Annotated in this window: 21 protein-coding genes, 1 pseudogene and 1 riboswitch; of the genes and pseudogenes, 1 reads left to right on the top strand and 21 read right to left on the bottom strand. The window is 63.0% G+C overall.

Annotation, left to right across the window (positions count from 1 at the left end):
* Positions 1 to 22: 22 nt before the first annotated feature.
* The 7 genes from purB to TC41_RS02390 all read right to left on the bottom strand — a co-directional run bounded on the left by purB (position 23) and on the right by TC41_RS02390 (position 9,583).
* Positions 23 to 1,315 (bottom strand): adenylosuccinate lyase, encoded by a 1,293-nt coding sequence (gene purB / locus TC41_RS02420; RefSeq protein ID WP_041694927.1) that lies wholly within the window; start codon positions 1,313 to 1,315, stop codon positions 23 to 25.
* Positions 1,316 to 1,510: 195 nt separating this feature from the next.
* The gene (guaA, locus tag TC41_RS02415) at positions 1,511 to 3,040 is read right to left on the bottom strand and encodes a glutamine-hydrolyzing GMP synthase (protein WP_014463388.1); all 1,530 of its coding nucleotides are present in this window, start codon (positions 3,038 to 3,040) and stop codon (positions 1,511 to 1,513) included.
* Between the two features lie 164 nt (positions 3,041 to 3,204).
* Positions 3,205 to 3,306: riboswitch (purine riboswitch) on the bottom strand.
* Positions 3,307 to 3,444: 138 nt separating this feature from the next.
* Complete coding sequence (locus TC41_RS02410) at positions 3,445 to 4,047, bottom strand: hypothetical protein (RefSeq protein ID WP_014463387.1); 603 nt, start codon at positions 4,045 to 4,047, stop codon at positions 3,445 to 3,447.
* Between the two features lie 292 nt (positions 4,048 to 4,339).
* Entirely contained in the window at positions 4,340 to 5,302 is a 963-nt protein-coding gene (locus tag TC41_RS02405) for an MBL fold metallo-hydrolase (protein WP_014463386.1), read from the bottom strand.
* A 33-nt stretch (positions 5,303 to 5,335) separates the two neighbouring features.
* Positions 5,336 to 7,456, bottom strand: a complete 2,121-nt coding sequence (locus TC41_RS02400) for a transglutaminase family protein (protein WP_014463385.1) — start codon at positions 7,454 to 7,456, stop codon at positions 5,336 to 5,338.
* A gap of 22 nt (positions 7,457 to 7,478) precedes the next feature.
* Positions 7,479 to 8,597 carry a DUF58 domain-containing protein gene (locus tag TC41_RS02395; protein WP_014463384.1) on the bottom strand — a complete coding sequence of 373 codons (1,119 nt, stop codon included), beginning with the start codon at positions 8,595 to 8,597 and terminating at the stop codon, positions 7,479 to 7,481.
* Positions 8,594 to 9,583: an AAA family ATPase gene (locus tag TC41_RS02390; RefSeq protein WP_041694925.1), complete on the bottom strand. Its 990-nt coding sequence runs from the start codon at positions 9,581 to 9,583 to the stop codon at positions 8,594 to 8,596. The genes TC41_RS02395 and TC41_RS02390 overlap by 4 nt, the downstream gene beginning before the upstream one ends.
* Before the next feature lie 559 nt (positions 9,584 to 10,142).
* Here TC41_RS02390 and TC41_RS16685 point away from each other — a divergent pair.
* Positions 10,143 to 10,355: a hypothetical protein gene (locus tag TC41_RS16685; protein ID WP_237700010.1), complete on the top strand. Its 213-nt coding sequence runs from the start codon at positions 10,143 to 10,145 to the stop codon at positions 10,353 to 10,355.
* Between the two features lie 240 nt (positions 10,356 to 10,595).
* Here the strand turns inward: TC41_RS16685 and TC41_RS02380 are convergent, their stop codons facing one another.
* The 14 genes and pseudogenes from TC41_RS02380 to TC41_RS16680 all read right to left on the bottom strand — a co-directional run bounded on the left by TC41_RS02380 (position 10,596) and on the right by TC41_RS16680 (position 23,264).
* On the bottom strand, positions 10,596 to 11,273 hold the full coding sequence (locus TC41_RS02380) for a response regulator transcription factor (protein ID WP_014463381.1): 678 nt from the start codon (positions 11,271 to 11,273) through the stop codon (positions 10,596 to 10,598).
* A 20-nt stretch (positions 11,274 to 11,293) separates the two neighbouring features.
* Positions 11,294 to 12,322, bottom strand: coding sequence for a PAS domain-containing sensor histidine kinase (locus TC41_RS02375; protein WP_237700009.1), 1,029 nt, complete (start codon positions 12,320 to 12,322; stop codon positions 11,294 to 11,296).
* Positions 12,323 to 12,363: 41 nt separating this feature from the next.
* Positions 12,364 to 13,778 (bottom strand): annotated as a pseudogene (locus TC41_RS02370) (rhodanese-like domain-containing protein).
* A 232-nt stretch (positions 13,779 to 14,010) separates the two neighbouring features.
* Positions 14,011 to 15,363 (bottom strand): IS1380 family transposase, encoded by a 1,353-nt coding sequence (locus TC41_RS02365; protein ID WP_014463112.1) that lies wholly within the window; start codon positions 15,361 to 15,363, stop codon positions 14,011 to 14,013.
* 142 nt (positions 15,364 to 15,505) lie between these two features.
* On the bottom strand, positions 15,506 to 16,093 hold the full coding sequence (locus TC41_RS02360) for a DUF1641 domain-containing protein (RefSeq protein ID WP_014463378.1): 588 nt from the start codon (positions 16,091 to 16,093) through the stop codon (positions 15,506 to 15,508).
* Between the two features lie 16 nt (positions 16,094 to 16,109).
* On the bottom strand, positions 16,110 to 17,297 hold the full coding sequence (locus TC41_RS02355; RefSeq protein ID WP_014463377.1) for an NAD(P)/FAD-dependent oxidoreductase: 1,188 nt from the start codon (positions 17,295 to 17,297) through the stop codon (positions 16,110 to 16,112).
* Between the two features lie 219 nt (positions 17,298 to 17,516).
* Positions 17,517 to 19,133: a chaperonin GroEL gene (gene groL / locus TC41_RS02350; protein WP_012809810.1), complete on the bottom strand. Its 1,617-nt coding sequence runs from the start codon at positions 19,131 to 19,133 to the stop codon at positions 17,517 to 17,519.
* Positions 19,134 to 19,199: 66 nt separating this feature from the next.
* Positions 19,200 to 19,487, bottom strand: a complete 288-nt coding sequence (gene groES, locus TC41_RS02345) for a co-chaperone GroES (protein WP_008336392.1) — start codon at positions 19,485 to 19,487, stop codon at positions 19,200 to 19,202.
* A gap of 157 nt (positions 19,488 to 19,644) precedes the next feature.
* Positions 19,645 to 20,202, bottom strand: coding sequence for a molybdopterin-guanine dinucleotide biosynthesis protein B (gene mobB / locus TC41_RS02340; protein WP_041694922.1), 558 nt, complete (start codon positions 20,200 to 20,202; stop codon positions 19,645 to 19,647).
* On the bottom strand, positions 20,195 to 21,187 hold the full coding sequence (locus TC41_RS02335) for a molybdopterin-binding protein (RefSeq protein WP_014463374.1): 993 nt from the start codon (positions 21,185 to 21,187) through the stop codon (positions 20,195 to 20,197). Before TC41_RS02335 ends, mobB begins: the two co-directional genes overlap by 8 nt.
* Positions 21,184 to 21,795 carry a molybdenum cofactor guanylyltransferase gene (gene mobA, locus TC41_RS02330; protein ID WP_014463373.1) on the bottom strand — a complete coding sequence of 204 codons (612 nt, stop codon included), beginning with the start codon at positions 21,793 to 21,795 and terminating at the stop codon, positions 21,184 to 21,186. The genes TC41_RS02335 and mobA overlap by 4 nt, the downstream gene beginning before the upstream one ends.
* Complete coding sequence (locus TC41_RS02325) at positions 21,789 to 22,361, bottom strand: 5-formyltetrahydrofolate cyclo-ligase (RefSeq protein WP_014463372.1); 573 nt, start codon at positions 22,359 to 22,361, stop codon at positions 21,789 to 21,791. The genes mobA and TC41_RS02325 overlap by 7 nt, the downstream gene beginning before the upstream one ends.
* Positions 22,354 to 23,049 carry a phosphatase PAP2 family protein gene (locus TC41_RS15330; RefSeq protein WP_014463371.1) on the bottom strand — a complete coding sequence of 232 codons (696 nt, stop codon included), beginning with the start codon at positions 23,047 to 23,049 and terminating at the stop codon, positions 22,354 to 22,356. Before TC41_RS15330 ends, TC41_RS02325 begins: the two co-directional genes overlap by 8 nt.
* A complete protein-coding gene (locus TC41_RS16680) occupies positions 23,040 to 23,264 on the bottom strand; it encodes a hypothetical protein (protein ID WP_014463370.1) in 225 nt (74 codons plus the stop codon). The genes TC41_RS15330 and TC41_RS16680 overlap by 10 nt, the downstream gene beginning before the upstream one ends.
* Positions 23,265 to 23,273: the final 9 nt, after the last annotated feature.

Below are 23,273 nucleotides of genomic sequence, written 5' to 3'. Positions count from 1 at the left end.
GTGCGAGCGTCGTGAGCGCGGCTCACATGCCAAAGCGGTGAAAGATGGTGTCGACGTGCTTCAAATGCCAGGACGGATCGAACAGCTCCTCAATCTCCTCGGGCGAAAGGTGCGCCCTGACGCTATGGGACGCGAGGACGAGGTCCTTGAACGATCTCGCCTCTTCCCACGCCTGCATCGCGAGGGGCTGGACGGTGTCGTACGCCTCCTCGCGCGACAGGCCCTTGTCCACAAGCGCGGTCATGACGCGCTGCGAGAACACGAGCCCGTGCGTCCGATCCATGTTGCGGCGCATGTTCTCGGGGTAGACGTGCAGATCGGTCAAGATGCGGTTCATGCGGTTCAGCATGTAGTCGATGAGAATCGTCGCGTCCGGCAGCACGATGCGCTCCACGGACGAGTGGCTGATGTCGCGCTCGTGCCAGAGCGGCACGTCTTCGAGCGCGGGCACGACGTAGCCGCGCAGCACGCGCGAGAGCCCGGAGATCTGCTCGCACGACACCGGGTTTCGCTTGTGCGGCATGGCGGAAGATCCTTTCTGCCCCTTGTAGAACGGCTCCTCCACCTCGCGCACCTCGGACTTCTGCAGCGCCCGGATCTCGGTCGCAATCTTGTCGAGCGTGGTGCCGAGGAGCGCCAGGGTGAAGATGAATTCCGCGTGCCGATCCCGCTGCAACGTCTGCGTGCTGATGGGCGCGGGCTTCAATCCGAGCCTCGAGCAGACGTATTCCTCCACTCGCGGATCGACGTTCGCGTACGTGCCCACGGCACCGGAGATCTTGCCGTAGCGCATGCGCTCGCTCGCCGCGTCGAACCGCTCGAGATCGCGCTCCAATTCGGCGTACCAGAGCAGGCACTTGAGACCGAACGTGGTGGGTTCCGCGTGCACGCCGTGCGTGCGGCCCATCATGACGGTGTACTTGTGCTTTTTCGCGAGCGCTTCGAGCGTCGCCAGGAGTTGCTCCACGTCCTCGCGGATGATCTCGATGGGCCGGCGCAGCTGCGCCATGAGCGCGGTGTCCACCACGTCCGTCGACGTCAGCCCGTAGTGCACCCACTTCCGTTCCGGGCCGAGCGACTCGGAGACCGCACGGGTGAACGCCACCACGTCGTGGCGCGTCTCCTGCTCGATCTCGAGCACCCGGTTCACGTCGAAGCGCGCGCGCTCGCGGATGAGCCGCGCGTCTTCCTTCGGGATGACGCCGAGTTCCGCCCACGCCTCCACGGCGAGGATTTCGACTTCCAGCCACCACCGCATCTTTTCTTCGAGTGTCCACAGGCTCGCCATCTCAGGCCGGCTGTACCGGTCGATCACGCCACATCCTCCTCGTAGGAACCGATTGTCGCCCCGATCCCTGGGGCCCTCTTGGCGCGCTTGCGCGGCGCGCATCTCTCTCACGAGCGTACCCGACACGCCCATGGTAACACGAAACGGCCGGGCATCCGAACGTTCATTGTGAATTCCAATTGAACGTTCGATCGCGCGGGTACAGACTCGCCCGCAGGCGAGTCACTCCCACTCGATGGTCGCGGGCGGCTTCGACGTGATGTCGTACACGACGCGGTTGATGCCCGGGACCTCGTTGACGATGCGCGTCGAGATCGCCGCCAAGACGTCCCAGGGAATGCGGGCGAAGTCCGCCGTCATGCCCTCCTGCGACAGGACCGCGCGGACGGCGAGTGTATAGGCGTACGTCCGCTCGTCGCCCATCACGCCCACGGTGCGGTTCCCGGTCAGCACAGTGAAGTACTGCCAGATCTCGCGATCGAGCCCCGCCTTCGCGATTTCCTCGCGCAAGATGGCGTCCGACTCGCGCACGAGATGTAGTTTCTCTTCCGTCACGTCGCCGATGATGCGGATGGCGAGCCCGGGCCCCGGGAACGGCTGCCGCCAGACAATCTCGGGCGCCAGTCCCAGCGCTTCGCCCAGTCGGCGCACCTCGTCCTTGAACAGGTCGCGCAGCGGCTCGATGATCTCAAAGCGTACGTCTTCTGGAAGCCCACCCACGTTGTGGTGCGACTTGATGGTGGCCGCCGTGTGCGTCCCGCTCTCGATGATGTCCGTGTAGAGCGTGCCCTGCACGAGGTAGTCGAACGGGCCGAGGCGCTCCGACTCCTCCTCAAACACGCGGATGAACTCCTCGCCGATGATCTTCCGCTTCCGCTCCGGATCTGTCACGCCCTCGAGGCGGCCGAGAAACCGCTCCTTCGCGTCCACCCGCACCACGTCGATGCCGAGCTTGTCGCGCAGGCTCTGCATCACGCTGTCGCTCTCGCCCTTGCGCAAAAGGCCGTGATCGACGAACATGGCCGTCAGCTGATGGCCGATGGCGCGATGCACCAGCGCCGCCGCCACCGACGAATCGACCCCGCCCGAGATGGCGACGAGCACGCGCCTGTCACCTACGCGCTCGCGGATGCTTTGGATGGACTCGTCGATGAAGTTGGTCATCGTCCAGTCCCCACGGCAGCCGCAGATATCGAACAGGAAGTTGCGGAGAAGATCCGTGCCGTGGTCCGTGTGATGGACCTCAGGGTGAAACTGGACGGCGTAGAGCCGTGCGTCGGGCTTCGACATGGCCGCGATGGCGCCATTGTCGGTGACGGCGTCGAGGCGAAAGCCCTCGGGCACCTTGGTGACCACGTCGCTGTGGCTCATCCACACGCCCTGGCGAACCGGCAGTCCGCGAAACAGATCGGCGCCTGACTTCACCTCAATGGACGCCCGCCCGTACTCGCGCACGGCGCCGCGCGCCACGTCCGCCTCGAATCGCTTGGCCAGAAGCTGCATGCCATAGCAGATGCCGAGAATGGGGACGTCGAGGTCGAACACGTCGGGATCGACGTCCGGCGCGCCTTCCGCAAACACGCTCTTCGGGCCGCCCGAGAAGACGATGCCCTTCAGCGGGCGCTTTCTCAGCGCTTCGGCGGAGATGGTGTGGGGCAGAAGCTCGGAGTACACGCCGAGCTCACGGATGCGCCGTGCAATCAGCTGGTTGTACTGGCCTCCGAAGTCGAGGACGGCCACAAGTTCATGCATCGACTGGCACTCCTTTGCGGGAAAGGTCGCGAGGAACGGCTACGACAACGGGCCGATCCCGCACGTCCACGAGGATCGGCCCGTCCAAGCCGGAAGAAGCACACGACGACGCGAGGCACGGCGCCTCCGGCGCGGAGCGCGTGCGTACCCGGCTGCGTGTATGCGACGTTCCTGCCCGACCTCGTAGCAAGGCGATTTACGGTCGCCTCGTAGAGACTGCCGGGCCATATTCCCGGCATTATACGAGTCTCGGATTACGCACCCATTCTATCGGTTTCGACATAGGGCGTCAATTCGGGAAAACAAGGGCGAACCCCGGTCTCCCGGAATTCGCCCCGCCAAATCAAGCTGATCTTCCTCCAGTGCTCCTCCCCGCCAGCGTTCTGCGTCAAGAAGGGCCTGAGTCAAGTCCCAACGCTCCCATGTCCGTCGCCCTGAAGACCTTCGAGGGAGAAGAAGACTCGATTGGGTGTGTAGTTGTTGGCAACGGACACGAGTTGACTGCGGTCCGCGTTGCCCGCCACGAGGAAGGTGCGGGAACCATACGGATACCACAAGCTGTTCACACCTTGGGCGCTCTGGAACTCCGCCTGCACGCCAGACGCCAGTCGAACACTGGACACGCCCTCTCGAAGCGATGGCTCGCGGTTTGACATGATAAAGCAAACCATCTTATCGGCGCTCGTGTAGATGTCCACGTCGCCGACATCTGGCACAGAGACGGGCCCTGTGGTCTGCGCCTTGGAGAGCGACGCGCCGTCCAGATCTTTACTCTGGCCCTCGGACGAAGGCAATAAGAACAGGGCGTCCGTCTTCCGCACGCCATTTTTGTTACCGACCACCAGAACCCCTTGGGTCTTCGAGACGCGAGGGATCCTTACACGCACAACTTCAACATTCTGAATTCGAAACTGATTCACCACATCGCTCGCCACGGGATAGCCCTTTGAGCCGTCCGAGAACTGCCACTGAACCGAATGCAGAATGCCCGGCAAGGGATTTGTCACTGGGGAGCGACGTTTTGAATCACGGCCATTCGAAGGGACACCTGCTGCTGAGGCGGGGCGGCGTGAGTCTGTATGGGTCCGCCGCAGACCGTCAGGAGCCCTGTGCACAACATGAAAAAAAGAGCAACCTGCGTTTCACACGATCACCTCGATTCGAGGAATAGGTCGCTTTCGCTTGCACTGGAATCCGTCATGCTGCGAGATGCCTAACTTATCCATACTCCGTCGATTCGCGCCGCGAACCACGCAATTGTCGCCACCACCGATGCCTGAACACCTATCTGAGGTTCCCTCACCCAGCTGACGCCGCCACGCGAGTCCACCGCCTGACCTCTCCGTCCATCACCGACGTTACCTCGCCGCGGCTCTCCATCAAATCGAGGTGGCCCTGCACCTCAGACAGCCCCAGCATGACCAGGGGGCCCTCCAGCTTCGGGAAGAGACGGCGGGTGATCTCCGCCACGGTCGTCGCGCCCTCCGCCAACGCTTCGCGGATCTGCGCGCAGCGCGACTCGTGCTCGGCGAATCGCCTGTCGATGAGCGCCCGATGGTCCGCAAACGGATCCCCGTGACCGGGATACACCTGGACGAGATCCAGGGCGCGAGTGCGCGCCATCGATGCACGGTAATCGAGCAGGGGCTTAGGGCGAGGGGCGGACGGATCGACCGGCGGCTCGACAAACGCGTTCGCCGAGATGGTGGGCAGCAGGTGATCGCCCGCGATGGCGTGACCGGCGGGATCCACCATAAAGATGTCGGTGCGGCTGTGGCCGGGTACGTACATCACTCTCCAGTCGCGCCCGCCCGCGCGGACCACATCGCCATCGCGAACGTAGACGACGTCGCGCCAATCGTACTTTTGCATCCAGATGCGCGACTCCCAACGGACGTCCGATCCGGCCTCGCGGGCAAATGCCGCGTAAAACGCGTCGAACCGCCGGTGTTCTTCTTCCCCGAGCTCGACGATGCGGCGCGCCGCCTCGGAGACGACGATGCGCGCGCCGGAAGCACGCTGAACAGCGGAAACGCCTCCGATGTGATCCAGATGCATATGCGTCACGACAATCTGTTCGATGTCTGCGAACCGCACCCCGTGCCGCGCGAGTCCCTCCTCGAGCTGCACAAGGGACTTGGGAAATGGCAGCCCTGAGTCCACCAGCGTGAGTGGATCGCCTAAAATGAGGTATGCGTTCACGTGATCTTCGGGATACGGCGTCTCAATCCGCACCCGCTCGATGCCCGTCTGCATGGCCATCCCTCGGTTCTAAGTTGAAGTTCTCTTTCAATCTTACCACGCTTTGCCGGAGAACGCGCATGAATATTCAAAGATGAAATCGCGTTGTGCCCTTGCAACCGCATGGGCAGATGGAGAGCCAAAAGCGCTAACGGGTTCGCGCAGGGCCCCGCGTGCAGCCGCTTCAAGCCACTGGGAGAGCGTGGCCGAGAGATCTCGCCAGCCTGCGGGCTCGGACGCCTGCAATTCGCGACCGTACAGGTTCGCCTCGGCGGCCCGAAGCCAAGGCCCAAAAGCATCCGCTGCGCCGGCGAGATCGGCGAGCGGCCGCAAGTCGCGCAGCGTGGCGCTCGGAGGCAGGCCGAGCGCCGCCCGGGCCTCGCCGACGAGCCGCAGGAACGCGTCGAAGTCGCCCTGCGGCGCTTTGCGGCGCCGCCGGACCCGTCTCACGGCCCAAAGGGCGCCCAGCGCCGCCGCAACGCCACCGAGCGCGACGGGCGCCACCACACGCACCTCGGGCCTGACGACCGGCAAAGATGCGGGCGCTTCGCCGTGACGGCCTGATCTCGGCTCCTTCCCAGTGGGGCCGCGCACGGGCGCAGATACGGGGGCGAACGTCATGGCAAAGCCCGGCGTCGGATCGAAGGGAATCCATCCAAAATAAGGAAAGTATACCTCTATCCACGCGTGTGCGTCCGCCTCAGATACCACATACGTGTCCGGCGCCACCTCGTTCTGAGCGCTGACGGCAAAACCGGTGACAAAGCGCGTCGGCACGCCGAGGGTGCGCAGCATCACCGCGGCGGCACTCGCGAAGTTGTCGCAGTACCCGCGGTGCGTGTCAAAGAGAAACTGCGCGACGTAGTCCTGCCCTGGCTGTGGAACCGGCACGTCCGACACGTCGTACCGCTCGTGCGCGGCGAGATATTGGATGATGGCGTTGACCATCTCGTACTCCGTCACCGCATGCGCGTTCGTTACAATGCGCGCTGCCAACTGCCTGACGCTCGCCGGCAACTCAGCGGGCAACTGGGTGTCGACTGCCCGGGTGCTGGCCGGAATGTCGCGCCGCACATCGGCAAAAGGTGCGCTGACCGAGGCGAGGCGTGCGTACGGGTTGTTCGGGACGGCCACCTCCAGCTCATACGATTCTCCCGGGCCGAGCGGCGCCGCCTTGATGTTGCCCTGCAAGGTGTCGATCGCGAACTCGTTTCCGTAGAGGCCCGGCAGCCGCAGGACGCGATCGACCGCATACGGCGCAAGGAGGTCCGACGTGTTGACGGCGCCTTTCACCGACACAGCGACGTCCATCACGCGATAGGGGAGGTGCGCGAACGGCAGACCGCCCGGGAGGGGCTGGCCCACGGCCGCGGTGGCGACGTCCGATCCGTCGAGCGGGACGGACATCCAGCCCTGCCCCGTGTAGTCGGACAGCACCTGTCCGCGCAGATCGAGGGGGATGGGCGTTCGGACTTCGAGGACAGGCTGCGGATCCGTCACGAGCGAGCCGCCGAGATGGCTGTCGTCCAGGCTGTAGCCCGTGCGCGCGGGCGTCTGCGGCACGAGCGACATCACGATGCGTGCCACACTCGGCGCAAGGGGACCTTTCGGTGCCAAGAACGCGCATAATGCGCCGCACAGTACAACCCCCGCGCCCACCCCCGCGACGCGTTGCCAGTCGGGCTCTACCGCCTCCCCCTCCCAGCGAGCGTAGGCAAAAAGAACGAGCATGACGGCGAGACAGACAAGCTCCAGGCCCACGCCCGCCACCGGGTGTGCCAGCGAGACTGCGACAAGTCCCGTCTGCGCGACGGCGTTGTAGAGGAGCCACGTGAGAGGCCGCCGATACGCGTACCGAACGAGTGCCATCGCCGCCAATCCAGCCAGGCTGAAGGCGTACAGCCGCCACACGGTGTCCGCGACACTCGACGGCCACCCGGCAAGGCCGGCCGTCTCGGCTATCGCGGCGGCTTGGACAGCCACGAGGGCCATCCATGCGACGACGCGCTGCCAGCGATTCGCCAGCGCGGCGGCAAGACACATAGCAAACCAAAACGCCTCCACCTCGAGCGCCGCGCGCCGAGCGAGCACCCATGCCACCGGCGAAAGCGCGATCACGACCCACGCAAACCAGAGGAGGTTTCGCACCAGACGCCGAGCAAGCTGATGGGCCATCGGTGCTCCCTCCTTTTCCTCGCTAACTGCGGCAATGGGCCGTTTCACGCCGCGCACCTTTGTGCCCCGCGTCCGCAATGGCCCAAACATCCACCGCTGACACCGTCACCGCACGTAAGTCCATTGTCCACCGAATGGCGTCGCACGCGCGCGCCGTCACCCATATAATCGCGCTCCATTCGCCTCGCATCTCTGCCGGCGGTACGGCGGCAAAGCTGGCAGATGCGTTCACCGATGCCAGCGCGCGCCCCACCTCGTCGAACGTCTTGCATCGCCGCCACGTGCCAAGCCCGTCCGTGGAGACAGGCGCGAGACACTCGACCACTTGGCCTCGTCTCTGCGAGTGAACCACGAGCGAGAATGCCACGGATAGCACCTGTTCCGTCAAGTGGACATCATTTTGCTCTGCCAGAGGCACCACGAGCCACGGACGCGGCCGGTCGAAGGCAAGTTCTCTCGCGTACAAGGTCCCCATCCGGAGTGACGTGGGCCAATGAATGAGACTCCGCCGCTCACCGGTTCGAAAGGGTACCAGGCCGCCGGTCGGAGCCGTTCTAGCACCATCCCACGCTCGTTCACAAGCCCGCATCTGCCGCTCGATCTCACGTATCCACTGTCCCGCCGGCAACACCTTGGGGTAAACCACCATCACACCTTCGGCAGGGAGGTGCCGTTCGACAGAAAGGAGACCGAACGCATCGCTTAGCCGGACGCACACGCCGCGCAGACGGTATTGGCCTCGGCGGAGCAAAGAGGCCTCCAACTGAACCCGGTATCCGCCCGCCAGCTTGAACGAGGCGACGCCGCCCAGGCGATCGTACGGAACGCAACGTTCCTCCCACTGCAGCGCGATCACGCCGCGGCGCCTCCACAATCCGAACCCGAATACGCGGCCCGAGATGTCGACCACCACACGCGCGCTATCGCCCGCGGACGCGCGCGCCGGAAGATCGACTCGCGCGCTCGAAATGGCCATCGCGCACACCGCGAAACATAGTTCGTACAAACTGAGCACGTCCATGGCGCCTGCAAGCGCACGCACACCCACCGCGTCTGTTCCGAGCGCGAGCGACGTCACGAACGCACTGGCCAAGACGAGCGCGGCTACGAACCATGATGACCTGCGCAATGCGGTGCTCATCGCGCATCACCGAGCTTCGGCGTTGGCATTTGGTACAAGACCTCCTCCAGCAGTCCATCCGGCGGCGCTTCCACCCATGGATCCCGAGCGCGGTGAAGCCGATGCCGCCATACGTGTGGGACAAGCTGGCGCAGATCGTCAGGAATCACGTACGGACGGCCGCGTGTGTAGGCGCGCGCTTTGGCCGCGCGAAGCAGCGCCAGGAGCGCGCGGGGGCTTGGCCCCATCGGCACCTGCGGGTGGTTACGAAGCGCCTGGGCGAGGTTTACAGCGTAGCGGAGGATCGCCGGATCCACGTGGATTTCATCCGCCTCGCGCTGCCAATTCAGGACATCCGATGGCGCCGCGAGAGGCTTGAGACCATCTAATTGGGCTTGTCCTCCTCCCGCAGCGAGCATGCGGACTTCTTCTTCTGCGGAAGGATAGCCTAGTGCGATGCACATCAGGAACCGATCCATCTCCGATTCAGGAAGTGGTTGGGTCCCTTCGAATTCTCGAGGATTTTGCGTGGCAATAACCCAAAAGGGGCGCGGAAGCGGATGCCGCTCGCCGTCCAACGTCACGAAGCCTTCCTCCATGGCCTCGAGAAAGGCGCTTTGCGCCCGTGGTGAAGCGCGGTTTAGTTCGTCCACAAGCACCATCTCGCTGAAAATGGGCCCTTTGTGCGTTTCGAACACGCCCAACTGTTGGTTGTACATGACGTACCCCAGGATGTCCGCAGGAAGAAGGTCCGCCGTGCACTGCACGCGGCTCAGGGTCAGCCCCAGGAGGCGCGCAATCGCCTTGGCAAGCGTCGTCTTGCCCACGCCTGGAACGTCCTCGATCAACACATGACCGCCGGCGACGAGCGCGCAAAGGGCGAGATCGATGGCCTCCTCGTGGCCGAAGACCACGGACGATATGACATCACGCAGACGCGCAAACGCGGGGGTCATCGGTTCCGGTTCTCCCTTGAGCTGACGCGAAGCCAACGTCAAATTCCCCATTCCCTTGTCTTCTCTTCTTCCCGATTCTAACAAATCGGCCGCCGTCCGCATAGCTCGCAAGAACGGCCATATAGTGGGTAGAGAAGAGACGCGCTGCTGAATGCGGCTTCCGGGATCACGATTGGAAGGAGATGGGGTCTTGAAGGTCCCCTCCGCGCGCTTCCCCATGGCCATCAGGTGCAAAACTGCCCACCTGCGATTCGTGGTTCGTCGCAATCCAAGGAGTCTTGTGCTAGGATCAAAGGAAGAGGCGACACCGCAGGATTTGAGTCGAGTGCATGAACTTCCACCGCAGCGCATGCGTCTTTTTGCGCGGATGGAACGGCCTCCGGACAGGCCGAAGCCCTTCGACCAAAGGAGGGATGCGCACGTGGCCAAAGACACCGAGGAGATATCACTGTCAGCCCTCAACCCGGAACCCGTACCTCTGTACGGCAAGAGGCCCTTCCCCAAGAGTGCGAGCCGATGCAAGCGGTGCAAAATGCCGTCGAATCTCCAGTTTTGTGTGATGTGTCAGACGGAATTTGTCACGCAAGCTCGGATGTGTTTTCAATCCATTTTGGACGCCGTGGAAATTCAGCGCGATCCGCACCGGACCTACGAGGAAAAGCGAGCGGCATACAAGTCGGCGAAGCGGCGGATGAAACAGCTCCAGGAGTTGAAGACCTACGGCGTGACGTTCGAACAGATCAAGGCATTCCGCAAGGCCCTGCGCAGCCTGCGCGAGACGCTGCGCGAGGAGAAGGCCGAGCGAACCACAAGTCTTGCTTAGCCGGAGAGATGGCCACGCTGAGGGCGGGCCTCGGCCCCTATGCCGAAGCTCCGCCCTTGAACGCCTCGTTCAAGCCACATCTCTCACGACGCGCACGGTCGACTGAGGCCGCACACAGAACGCGAAGAAGCCCGCCGCAAAGCCCCTGCATGCTCCTCCTCACGAGATCGAGAAAATGGACGCCTATGGCTTCCATTCTATTCGATGGAACCACTTGGAAGGCAAGATTTTTCAAAAATCTCAAGAATCCGTTCCCTTTACCCCTCCCGGCACGGGCGGATCCACGAGGCCACTCTCGTAAGCGTAGCGGATGAGTGCACCGCGGGACGTTGCCCCCAGGCGTTGTGCGATGTGTTGACGGTGGGTTTCGACCGTTTTGACACTGATATGAAGGGCATCTGCGATTTCGCGATTCGTATAGCCCCTCGCCACAAGCACCAGCACTTCCGCCTCGCGCGGCGAGAGACGAACATCGTCTCGCCCGCGCCCATGCGCTTCGCCTTTCGCCTCTCTGTTCCCGTTCCAGCGGCGTGAGATGTAGGGACATTCTGCCCGTCCCCGTCGGATGGCCTCGACAATCTCCTGCGAGTCATCGTGCTTGAAGACGATTCCTGCGACTTTTGCATCGAGCATCTTTTCCACATGGGCGCGATCGTCGAACATCGTCAGCATGATGACCCGGACTTCGGGAGCGATTTGGCGCAGGTGGCGCGCGGTCGTGATCCCGTCCAGCCCGTGAGGCATGTGCACGTCCATCAGCATGACGTCGGGCCGCTCTTTGACCGCGGCCTTGAGCGCTTCTTCGCCGCACGAGCACTCCCCCACCACCTCTATCCCGGCTACGCCGTGCAGAATCAAGCGCAGACCGTGCCGGACCAAGGCGTGATCGTCCACGATGACTACCCGCGTGTGAACCATACCGATTCGCCCCCTTCTCCTCAGCCGAACGGATTCGGAAAGACGACGCGAACACGCGTCCCGTGCCCGGGCCGGCTCTCAATGCTAAGCTCGCCGCTCAGCGCAGACGCGCGCTCGCGCATGTTTTTCAAGCCGTAGCCGGGCAGCAGCTTGATTTGCTCCGCGTCGAAACCAGATCCGTCGTCGCGAATTTCCACCTCGCACAGCTCGGTGCACGTCATGTGAATCCGAATGTGTTTCGCCCGGCCGTGTGAGATGGCATTGTGAACTGCCTCTTGAACGATACGGTACACGTGGATGGCCGTTCCGCCCAGGTCACCGGCGGGCCACTCCTTGTTCATCGTGACCTCGATCCGGCAGCCGCTTGTCGACATCTCCTCACTCAGCATGCGGATGGCCGCGCTGAGGCCGAGATCGTACAGGAGCGAAGGATACAGGGTGTGCGACAGCACGCGTACCTCTTGCGAGCAGCGCTTGACTTGCGCGCGCAGGTCGTCGAGCGCCCTGTGCAGGCGAGACGGGGCCTGGCGCTTGAGGTGTTCCATGCCGAGATCGACCGCGTACAGCGACTGGCTCACCCCGTCGTGCAGCTCTTGGGAGATGCGCTTGCGCTCCTGTTCCTGCACCTCCAGCGTCATGCGGTTCAGCCGCGCCCGCATTTCCAACTCTTTCGCCTGTCGCTCGCGCGTGACGTCGCGAATGACAATCACCATGTCGCGGCTCGTCTCGCCGCCAGGCGCTTCAAGAAACGTGCGGCTCATGCCGACCGGGACATAGGCCCCTTCCTTCGTCGGCAATTCTGACTCAAAGTACGAGACTTCGCTCTGACCGGCGAGGAAACACCGCTCTTCACCGGCGCCCACCTCGCGCGTTTGACAATACCTGCAATACGGGATCCAATCGCCCAGTTCCCAGCCCGTCATACGCGTTGCGGATGGATTGATGAACACAATCACGCGGTCCTTGTCCATGACGATGATCCCGTCATTCAGCGCATTGAACAGGTGTCGCAGCCGTTCCGCGCTGTAACCCATCGTTTTGGTGACCACCTTCACCACCCTCGCCAGCGCGTTTCCTTTACCTTACGACATCATGCCTCCACAGGGAAACCCTTGTCGCGCCACGCCTCGTATCCACCCAGCATGTTGCGCACATCCTCCACACCGTGGGCCCGCAGCAGACTCGCGGCGATGGCGGATCGGCCACCCGTTCGGCAATACACATAGACCGATGCGTCGCGCGGCACCTCGTGAATGTGAGCCACAAGCTTGGAGAGCGGAATGTGGTGAGCCTGCGGCAGGTGGCCTCCCGCCCATTCGTCTGCGTTGCGGACATCCAGAAGCCAGATGCCCTGCTGCGCGAGCGCTCCACGCACGTCGTCCGGCGTCACGTTGACGTAGGACGCGACGTCGTCCGCCGCTGCTCGCTCCACCTCGGCCGGATCGGCCCAATCCACCACGTCATCAATGCCGATGGAGCGAAGCGCGCGGATCACGTCGGGCACCACCCCGTCTGCAGCGAGCAGATGGATGGGTTGCTCGGCGGAAAGGAGCCACCCTGCCCACGTGACAAACGACTTGTTCCAGGGAATGTTGAGACTTCCCGCCAAGTGGCGTTTCGCAAACGCATCCGCCGGGCGCACATCCAACACGATGCCGCTCTCTCGCCACGCGCGAAGCTCATCCGGCGACAGCGCCGTCCGCTCGGGCGCGCTCAGTTCTTTGAGCAGGCGCGGTCCGTTCTTATTGACCTGCTTCATGCGGGCGAAGTAGATTGGCGCTTCCGGTTGCCCAGAGAGGAGCGCCTCCACGAACGCGTCCTCGTCCTTGTGCTGAAGTGCCCAGTTCACGAGCTTCTCATAGCCAACTGTGGACGACGGGACGGCGCCGAGCGCCTTGCCGCACGCACTGCCTGCGCCGTGGGCCGGCAACACCTGGACGTGATCGGGCAGCGCCTCAAATTTGCGCAGGGAGCGGAACATCTGGCGAGCGAGCGCCTCCGAACTGCCGCTCTCGCCGGCCACGCGCTCAAGCAGGTCCGGCCGCCCGACGTCTCCCACGAAGACGAAGTCACCAGAAAAAGCGCCATGGGCACGTCCGGCGAAGTTTTGCCGTCGTACAGGAGGTACGAGACGTGTTCCGGCGTATGCCCGGGCGTATGCATCACCACAAGCCTCACATTGCCAAGGTGAAGCTCGTCGCCGTCCTTCAACAGCCGGTGTGGATACGCCTGGACGTACGCGGACTTCCACTCCGGAGGTCCCTCGTCCGACACACAGATGACCGCGCCTGCGCCATCCGCCAGTTCGCGGGCACCAGAGACAAAATCCGCGTGAATGTGTGTCTCGAGCGCAGCTACGATGCGGAGCCCCTCTCGCTTGGCCGTATGCAAATACGGTTCGACGTCGCGGGCGGGATCGATTACGCAGGCCTCACCCGTTTCCTGACAGCCGACCAGATAGGAAGCGTGCGCCAGTGCTTCATCGTAGAAACGGCGAAGATACATGTCATTCATCCTCCCTGAATCCGTGACAGGGCCGATGGAAAGAGGCTGATGTGTGTTCTCGCAAGCCCCTTCACTGCGATTTCACGGATGTACATTCAATTTTCTTAGGGATTGTGAATATCGGTTGGAGCCAGTGCGGCGAAAAGGCAGATGTCCCCCCTGGACTCGTGAATGGTTGGGTTCGGTTTCCATGTCAGGTCATATGCAGTGTCTTTGCTCGACACAGTTCACGTTACGCAAAGGCCAAGTACAATCGCCGAAATGCCGGGAGCCATCGATTCCCGTACCCCAATTTCAGCTTGGTCTGTCTGGCGTGTCGCACCATCTTCGCAGCCAGTGTCATCAGGTTCTGAATCACAGTCCGGATCCGGCGACGTTCTGCCTTTTTTCGTAGCGGCGCATCATTTCGCTTCAGACTCTCCTGGCCGATCACTCGCAGCAGATTGTACGCCACGCATACAAAGTGCAATACCAAGTTGTTCGTGGCGAATTTACCCGAGGGCAGCCGCTCGGCGTCCAGATCCGTCTTGATTTCGCTGTGGAACTGTTCCATCACGGCGTGGTCGTGATACAGGCGAATGATCACAGCCGGGTCATCCGGCAGTGAGGTCCAGTAGGCGCTGACCTCAATGTCCGGTACCAATAAGATTTGGCCGTCGGCCGTCATGGTCCGTTCGATAACTTCGAACACCATGCGAACTGGTTCGGATACACCCTTGACGGGACACATCAGCGAACCATGATATACCTTCTTGCCGGGACGAGGTTCATGACATGTCCCGTGTCGCTGGGCAATCACAAGCCAGGCCTCGGGGCTCTCCTTTCGCAAGTTGCGCTTGATGATGAACTCGGCCCTGCTGTCCTGGGAGCGACACACGGCGATGTTTTCTGCACTGTCATTGCCGGCATCCAGACGAACCAGAAGCGGGAGGTCCGTCACCTGCCTTGCATACTGAATACTCTCCCGCAGGAAAGTCGACGTGCCCTTTTGTACGTGGGTACTGCCTTCACGCAACTGGACATTGACCACGTAGCCCTCTTGGCCAAGGTAAGCAAAGATGGGAGCATATCCGTCGTGCCCCTTGTATGTACGGGACACGCCTTCCTTCTTCGTGCCGGAATTATCAAAGGGACTGACGTCGATATCCAGCGGGATGTAAGTTCGACGCTCTGCAGGCACGCCCAGTTCAATCGGATGCAGAGTTACATCGAGGGCTCTCAGGAGCCTTGCGGACTCTTCCCGGAGAATGGACTCCCAGCCGGATTTTCCGGCAACCATGTCCAAACGCTGGCGCAGCGTCGGGCTCGAAGGCACGTTGTCTACTTGCAGTGCGATCATGAAAAACTCGTCATCTCGAAACGCTTCGATGTGGTCGAAGTCGGTCTTGCCTTGGCAAAGCAGCCCGATGTATGAGTATGCCACGTCCCGGTTTGAAATATCCGGTTTGCCCATACCAGGCAGGCGGGTCTGATTCAACCGCTCGCCGATTCTGGTTTTATCAAGCAACACGCCGACAAGGGTCATTCCCGAATGCGTGACGATGACTTCATCGGATTCTTCAATGATGAAACGCAAGTGGTTCACCCCGATGGTGAAGAGGGATTGAATACAGCCGATATCCGAACTATCTCAATTCTACAGGACCAACCACGAGCGCTTCAGCAATTTTCGCACCTACTCGTCACGGATTCAGGATCCTCTCTTGAAATCTGTCTCTCTTCCATGCTTACAGGTTTTTCACAGGCGGCGCTTCCGCACGTTCCTGAGCCGCCTGGACGAACGCCTTCGCGTAGCGAAGACCCCTTTGAACAACCGGCTCCTTCAGCAGGCGAATGAGCGACCAGACGGTCACTGGCGCACGATCCTCTGCGGCAATCCGCCTGGCCTCGCGCGAGATCTGGCGAGCTTCTTCGGCCATCCGCTGCACCGCTTCAAACTCGGATGTAAGGCTCGCGAGCAGATAATCGACGGAGGCCCGGTCCTCAAGCACGGCTTTGGCAAACTCGGCGAACTGCAGTAGGGGCCGCAAGAGTTGCACGATTGTCGGCAGGGCGTTCACGAGCTCGGCGAGGGCTACGAGGGTGTCGCGATCGACCCGCAGTGGAATCTCTTCCGACGCCGACGCCAGCAGGTAACGCATGGATTCCCGATCCTGCACCAGTTCCCGCCCGAACGCGATGGCGGTAGATACGTCACCGAGCGCCTCGTCCCACTCGGCCAGCCGCTCGATCACGCGCACAAACTTCGCCTGAAAATCCGGATCGCCAAGGGCTCGTTGGGTCCCGTTGACTTCGACCGCATGGTTGTCAGCCATGATCCCACCTCCCCGCCTACATCAGACCCTTGAGCATGCCGTCCCAGTACAAAACCGGGAGAAACGACTTCTTGAGCACGTACATGCTGAAGCGCTCCTGGCCCTGGTCAAACGGGAAGGTCTCGTCTGGCTCGTGACTGTAATCGAACTCGGCGAGGATCAGTCTGCCGTAGCCCGTCACCAGGGGGCAGGAGGTGTAGCCATGATATTCGGCCTCGAGCGGCCGGTTTGCTAGATAGGCTGTCAGGTTGTGCACCAAGACCGGCACCTGCTTGCGAATCGCAGCACCTGTCTTCGAGGTGGGTAGACCCGAGCAGTCGCCAAGGCTGAAGACGTTCGGATAGCGCAAGTGTTGGAGGGTGAATTTGTCCACGTCGACCCATCCGGCTTCATTCGCAAGCGGACTTTGTTTGATGACATCCGGCGCGCTCATCGGCGGCACCACGTGCAGCAGGTCAAACTCAAGAGCCATGGTCTCACCTGTGTCCAGATTCTCGAACACGGCGACCCTGTCGTCCGCCTTCACTTCGATGAGGCGATGCTTGAAATGCGTATGAATGTGTTTGCGTTCGACCACCTTCATCAGCGCGTCGGCGTACTTCTTCACGCTGAAGATGGTGGGCGTTCCGGTCACGAAGTGGATCTGAGCCTTGTGACGGACGCCCTTTTTCCTCAGGTAGTCGTCTGCGAGATAAGCGATCTTCTGAGGTGCGCCCCCGCACTTGATAGGCGTCTCCGGCATGGTGAACACGGCGTTGCCGCCGCGGAAGTTCTGAAGCGCGCTCCACGTCGTCTGGACGTACTCGTACGTATAATTGCTGCAGATCCCGTTGCGACCGATGTTGCCCTCAAGCCCCTTGATTTTGTTCCAATCCATCTGAATGCCCATGGAAACCACGAGCGCATCGTATGAAAGTGCGGCCCCTGACGCCAGTTCGACCTCGCCCTGCTCCGGCCGGAAGGCGACGACGGCGTCCCGAATCCACACAGCACCCGGCGGTATGAGCGACGCCTCATCCCGTACCGTTGCCTCTCGCGGTGCCGCTCCCGCGCCGACCAACGTCCAAAGCGGTTGATAGTAGTGCTTCTCGGCAGGCTCCACGATGGCCACCTGTCCCCGCCAACTTGGATGTTCCCGAAGCAATCGTGCAGCTGTCGAAATCCCCGCAGTTCCGCCGCCCACAATGACAATGGGATAACGCATGCAGCTCCCCCTCGCAAATGAAAGCCTTTTCACCAACAAGCCTACACGCGCGATAGGTTATCCGGCCATCCGGGAAAACCCTGATTTCACAAATGCGGCGGGCGATCTCGGCGCCTTCAAGGCGGGAGGCTGCAAAAGTCCACCTTGCCGTTCCTTCGGGCAATAGAAAAGGCACCCGAAGGGTCGCCCCTTCGGATGCCTGGATGTCCCGTTGAATGCTCACATCATGTCGCCCATGCCCGCGCCGGGAGCCGGAGCCTTTTCCTTTTCCGGCTTGTCGGCAACCGCAGCCTCGGTCGTGAGGAAGGTCGCCGCGACGCTCGCCGCATTCTGCAGCGCGGAGCGCGTCACCTTCGCCGGGTCGACGATACCGGCCTCGAACATGTTGACCCACTCGCCGGTCGCTGCGTTGAAGCCGATGCCCGGCTGCTCCGTCTTCAGGCGCTCCACGATGATGGAGCCTTCGACGCCCGCGTTCTCCGCAATCTGACGCACCGGAGCCTCGAGCGCCTTGCGGACGAGGTTCACGCCCGTCAGCTCGTCGCCCTCAGCCTGCACGTTGTCGAGCGCCTTGATGACGTTGACGAGCGCAACGCCACCGCCAGGCACGATACCCTCCTCGACAGCCGCGCGCGTCGAGTTGAGCGCGTCCTCGATGCGGAGCTTCTTCTCCTTGAGCTCGGTCTCGGTCGCCGCACCGACCTTGATGACCGCGACGCCACCCGCGAGCTTCGCGAGGCGCTCCTGCAACTTCTCGCGATCGAAGTCGGAGGTCGTCTCCTCGATCTGCGCCTTGATCTGATTGATCCGAGCCTGGATAGCCGACTTGTCGCCAGCGCCGTCCACGATGATGGTGTTCTCCTTGCTCACGCGCACCTGGCGAGCGCGGCCGAGCTGATCCAGCGTCGTGTTGCGCAGTTCAAGCCCAAGCTCCTCGCTGATGACCTGACCACCCGTGAGGATGGCGATGTCCTGCAACATGGCCTTGCGGCGATCGCCAAAGCCAGGCGCCTTGACGGCCACGGCGTTGAACGTACCGCGGATCTTGTTGACCACGAGGGTCGCAAGCGCTTCGCCCTCCACATCCTCGGCGATGAGGAGCAGCGAACGGCCAGCCTGCACGACTCGCTCCAGCACCGGCAGGATCTCCTGGATGCTCGAGACCTTCTTGTCGGTGATGAGGATGAGCGGCTCGTCCAGCACGGCCTCCATCTTGTCCGCGTCCGTCACCATGTACGGCGAGATGTAGCCGCGGTCGAACTGCATACCCTCGACGACCTCGAGCTCAGTCGTGAAGCCCTTCGACTCTTCGACGGTGATCACGCCGTCATTGCCGACCTTCTCCATTGCATCCGCGATGAGCTCGCCGATTTCGTTCGAACCAGCCGAGATGGCAGCAACCTCCGCGATGTTCTTGCGGCCCTGGACCGGCTTCGCGATCTTCTTCAGCTCCTCGACCGCAGCCGTCACGGCCTTCTCAATGCCGCGGCGGAGCACCATCGGGTTCGCACCGGCAGCGACGTTCTTCAGACCCTCGCGGATCATCGCCTGCGCCAGCACCGTCGCCGTCGTCGTACCGTCACCCGCGACGTCATTGGTCTTCGTCGCGACTTCCTTCACGAGCTGAGCACCCATGTTCTCATACGGATCCTCGAGCTCGATCTCCTTCGCGATGGTCACACCGTCGTTCGTGATGAGCGGAGATCCGAACTTCTTCTCCAGCACCACGTTGCGGCCTTTCGGCCCGAGCGTCACCTTGACCGCATCCGCAAGCGCATCGACTCCGCGCATCATCGCACGGCGAGCTTCTTCACCAAAGCGAATCTCTTTTGCCATGTTGCATACCTCCCTGACGACTGTGGAATGTTCCGTTCATGGAGCGCTTTTCACGTCAATCCGGCATTACTTCTCGACAATCGCCAAGATGTCGCTCTCGCGCAGGATCAAGAGCTCCTCGTTGTTCACCTTGACCTCAGTGCCCGCGTACTTCGAGTAGATGACGCGATCGCCGACCTTGACCTCCATCGCCACGCGGTTGCCCTTCTCATCGAGCTTCCCCGGGCCAACGGCGATCACTTCGCCCTCCTGCGGCTTCTCCTTCGCGTTGTCCGGCAGGAAAATCCCACTAGCGGTCTTTTCCTCACGCTCCACCGGACGGACCACCACGCGATCAGCGAGCGGCTTCAACATTGCGAACGACCTCCTTACGAGATGTAGTTCCGAACCTTTGTTAGCACTCTCGCTCGGTGAGTGCTAACACCATGGACTATGATAATCGGTTCGCTGCGAGAGTGCAACAGGGAATTCAACTTTTTTTCGCCGACCGCGAAAGACTCGGTTGAGGCCGTCATTCGGGAACCATAGGCGCGTCGAGCGCGCCCTGGCGCCACCGTGCTTGCCACCACGCCAGGAGATCCGCTGCCTGATGAGGCCGAAACACCGGCACCGGGAACCCCATGGGCGCCCAATCGGGCGAGACGACCGCCGCGATGGCCACGGCGCCCGCGGCGAGCAGCTGTGTCCATTCACCCTCGCCCCGCACCACCGCAACTTTCGCGTGCGCCGCCCGCTTGCCCCCCTCTGCGATCACGACGTCCACATCCGCGACGGCGCGGATGGCCGCGAACCACTCGGGAAATCCGCCCTCCTGTCGCGATCGCAGGAGAAAGCCGCGCTTGCTCGCGACCATCGTCACGGACGCGCCGGCGGCCGCTTGGCGCGCAGTGTCGGATCCGAGCTTCTCCCAGTCGTCGGGCGCCTCGTCCGCGTGGCCGTCGTGCTTCAGGTAGGCCACGCGAAGTCCTCGCGCCGCCGCTTCTTGGACGAGGGCCTCTGCGAGACACGATTTGCCGGAGTCCGAAAAGCCCGCAATGCCGAGGATGACAGGCCCCTCCACGTCACGCATTGAGCCAGCCACCCACGCCCAGGACGGCGATGTCCCGCTTGCGAACGCGAAGCCCGGTGAGGACGCGCGGAAGAACGCGATCAAACGACGTGATGGGATCGTAGATGACGGCGCCCGGGAGTCCGAAGATGGCCGTGTCGTTCCGATACGCGAGCATGAGCATGGCCCCGGGCAGCATGGGCGTGCCGTACGTCACCACCTCGGTCGCGGCGTCACGGATGGCGCCAGGCGACCGGTCGTCGGGATCCACCGACATCCCCCCCGTGACGAGCACGAGCGTCGCCCCCTTCTCGCACGCCTCGACGATGGCGTCAGCAATCCGATCCCGCTCGTCGCCGACAAACACCTGGTGCACGTCCTGGATGCCGTAGCGCGCGAGCTTGGCCCTTAGAACGGGCCCGAACTTGTCCTCCACGCGCCCGTGCAGGATCTCGCTGCCCGTCGTCACAATCCGCACCTTCTGGGGCTGATACGGCAACACGTCGATCACGGCGCGCTTCTGCGCCTGCGACGCGATGACCTCCACAGCGCGGACCTTGTCCTCGGCGATGACCAGCGGAATGGGGCGCACGGCGGCGAGGCTTGTCCCCCGCGTCACGTGCTGGAACGGCCGCTTGGTGGCGATGGAGATCTCGTCGATGGTGTTCATGGCCGTCACGCGCCGCGCGTCCACCCACAGCATGCCGTCCCGCTTCGCGCGGAGGATGACCTTGCCCTCCGAGACCTCGGAGAGCTCGACGCCCTCGCCCGCGATGGCCTGGGCCATGCGGACGGCCGCATCGTCCTCGTGCAACTCGCCCGCCTCGAGCTCCAGAATGTACAGGTGCCGCTTCCCCATGTCGAGCAGGACCGGGATGTCCTCCTCGCGCACCACGTGGCCCCGCTTAAACTGGCGCCCCTTAAACTCTCCGGGCACGATGCGCGTCATGTCGTGCGCGAGCGCCAGGCCAATGGCCTCTTCGACAGGCACTTCTCGCCGGATCACGCCTTTCCCTCCCTCGTAAGCCACGCCTCGTAGTCCTCCGGCCGGTGCACCGGCCGGACGGCCCAGGCATCGTCAAACGCGACGGTACAAATCGAAAGCCCCTCAAGAGCCTTGAGAATCCGCTTCTCCCCGCGCGCGGCGGCATCCGCGATAGCTCGCACCGCGCGCTCCGCGTAGACAGCAACGAGCGGCTGCATCCTCCCCTCGCGCTCCGCGGCGGCGACGTCGGCACCGGTGCGCGTCAACGCGTCCACGAGCGACCGAACAGCGTCCGTCGAAATGCCCGGCAGGTCCCCCGCCAGCACGAGGAGCGGGGAGACGTCCGAAGGCTCGCGCGCCGCAAAGCGGCCGAGCGCGGCGAGCGGCCCCTGGTAGCATTCCTCGTCTTTCATCCAGGCGATCTCGCCCGTCAGCCAAGGCTCGACAGCGCTTCGCACAGACTCGTCCGCATAGAGCACGGCGACGCGCGGAGCGACCGATTCCGCCACCCGCACGACGTGGCCGGCCATCGGAATCCCGCCCGGTTCTCGCGGAAGCAAAAGCTTATTCCCCCGCTCTGCCATCCGCCTCGACGCACCGCCCGCAAGCACGGCGGCCCATTTCACCACCTGCAGGGCGCAAGTCCCCTCTCGGTGAGAAGTTGGTGCATGCGGACGTCGTGCGGGTGGCGAGGCAACGCATCCGCCAACTGTTCGACGAAACACACGCCAATCCGCCGGATGGATGCCGCCTCCGGCCGTTTGAAGTAGCGATCGTAAAAGCCGCCACCATACCCAAGTCGCGTGCCGTCTGCCGCAAAGGCAAGGCCCGGAACGAGGACGGCCGCCATCTCGCCGGGTGGGACGACCGGGGCGCGAGGCCCGGGCGCCGGGATGCCGTAGGCGCCAGCATGCAGATCCGCGAGGGACTGGACAGCGCAGAACTCCATCTGCGCCGGCCCTTCCACGCGCGGGAAGGCGACGCTCGCGCCTTCCCGAAGCAGCGCCTCGGCCAATGGGGCGAGATCGACCTCGCCGTGGACAGCCGCATACAGCCCGAGAAATCCGTTGGTGGAAAGCTCGCGGAGCCACGCCTGCGCGTGTGCGCAGATGGCCTCCTCCTGACGGCGCCTCGCGTCCGGGACGATGGCGGCTCGTTTCACGCGATATTGTTGGCGCAGCGCCTGCTTATCCATCTCGATGGGAATCTGCCTCCCGCGTGTACAGTCCGAGGAATTGAAACAGCCACGGCGCGAGCACGGTGGCCCAGGCGGCCAAAGCCGCCGCGCGCGCGTACTGCCACAAGGGCTCCTCCAGATGCGCTTGTACCGCCAATTGTACCGCAACCACACCCCCCAGCGCGATCACGCCCGCTGCCACGCGCTTCCACAGGACGGGATCGAGGGAAGTGCGAAGAAACCGCTTCTCGAGCGCTGCACCCACACCGCCCACGAGCAGAAACACCGCGTAGACCGCCGACGTGACGTCGCGCGCGAGGACGAGGAGCGCGGCCGGGAAGAGGACGGCGAGCGCCAGGGCGACGCCAAACGGGATACCGCGATACGTCCACCACCGCCCAATCTGCCAGCCGCAAAAACCAATGGCAAGTCCTGCTACCCAGCCGATGACCACATCCATCGGCCAGTGAAGCCCGAGATAGACGCGCGAGATGCCGACGGCGACCGACAGGAGGATGGCGAGAAGAAGCCACAGCGGGCGGCGCAGCCATAGCGCGAGGGCCGTGAAGAACGTCATGGTCCCCTGCGCGTGGCCGCTCGGCATCGACAGCCCCGTCGCGGAACGAATGTCGCCGGACCGAATCCCAGGCACACCGATGGGCCGGACGATGTGATAATAGGACTTGAGCCACGCGTTCAGGTACATGCTGGTGAAAACACGTAGGCAAGCCGCATTCCGAGGACGCGATCGACGGCGAGCATCAGGACGGGCAGCGCGGCAAAATAGAACGACTCGTTGCCCAAGTAGGAAAACGCCACGGCCAGCCGATCCAGGACGACCGAGTGATGCGACTGCAGCCACACGATGAGGTCATATTGCCAGGTGAAGCCTTGCGGCAACGGGAACGACGCGCTGGACATGAAGGAGCC

The organism is Alicyclobacillus acidocaldarius subsp. acidocaldarius Tc-4-1, from assembly GCF_000219875.1.
Lineage (GTDB): Bacteria > Bacillota > Bacilli > Alicyclobacillales > Alicyclobacillaceae > Alicyclobacillus > Alicyclobacillus acidocaldarius_A.
This window is presented reverse-complemented; position numbering and strand designations above follow the sequence as displayed.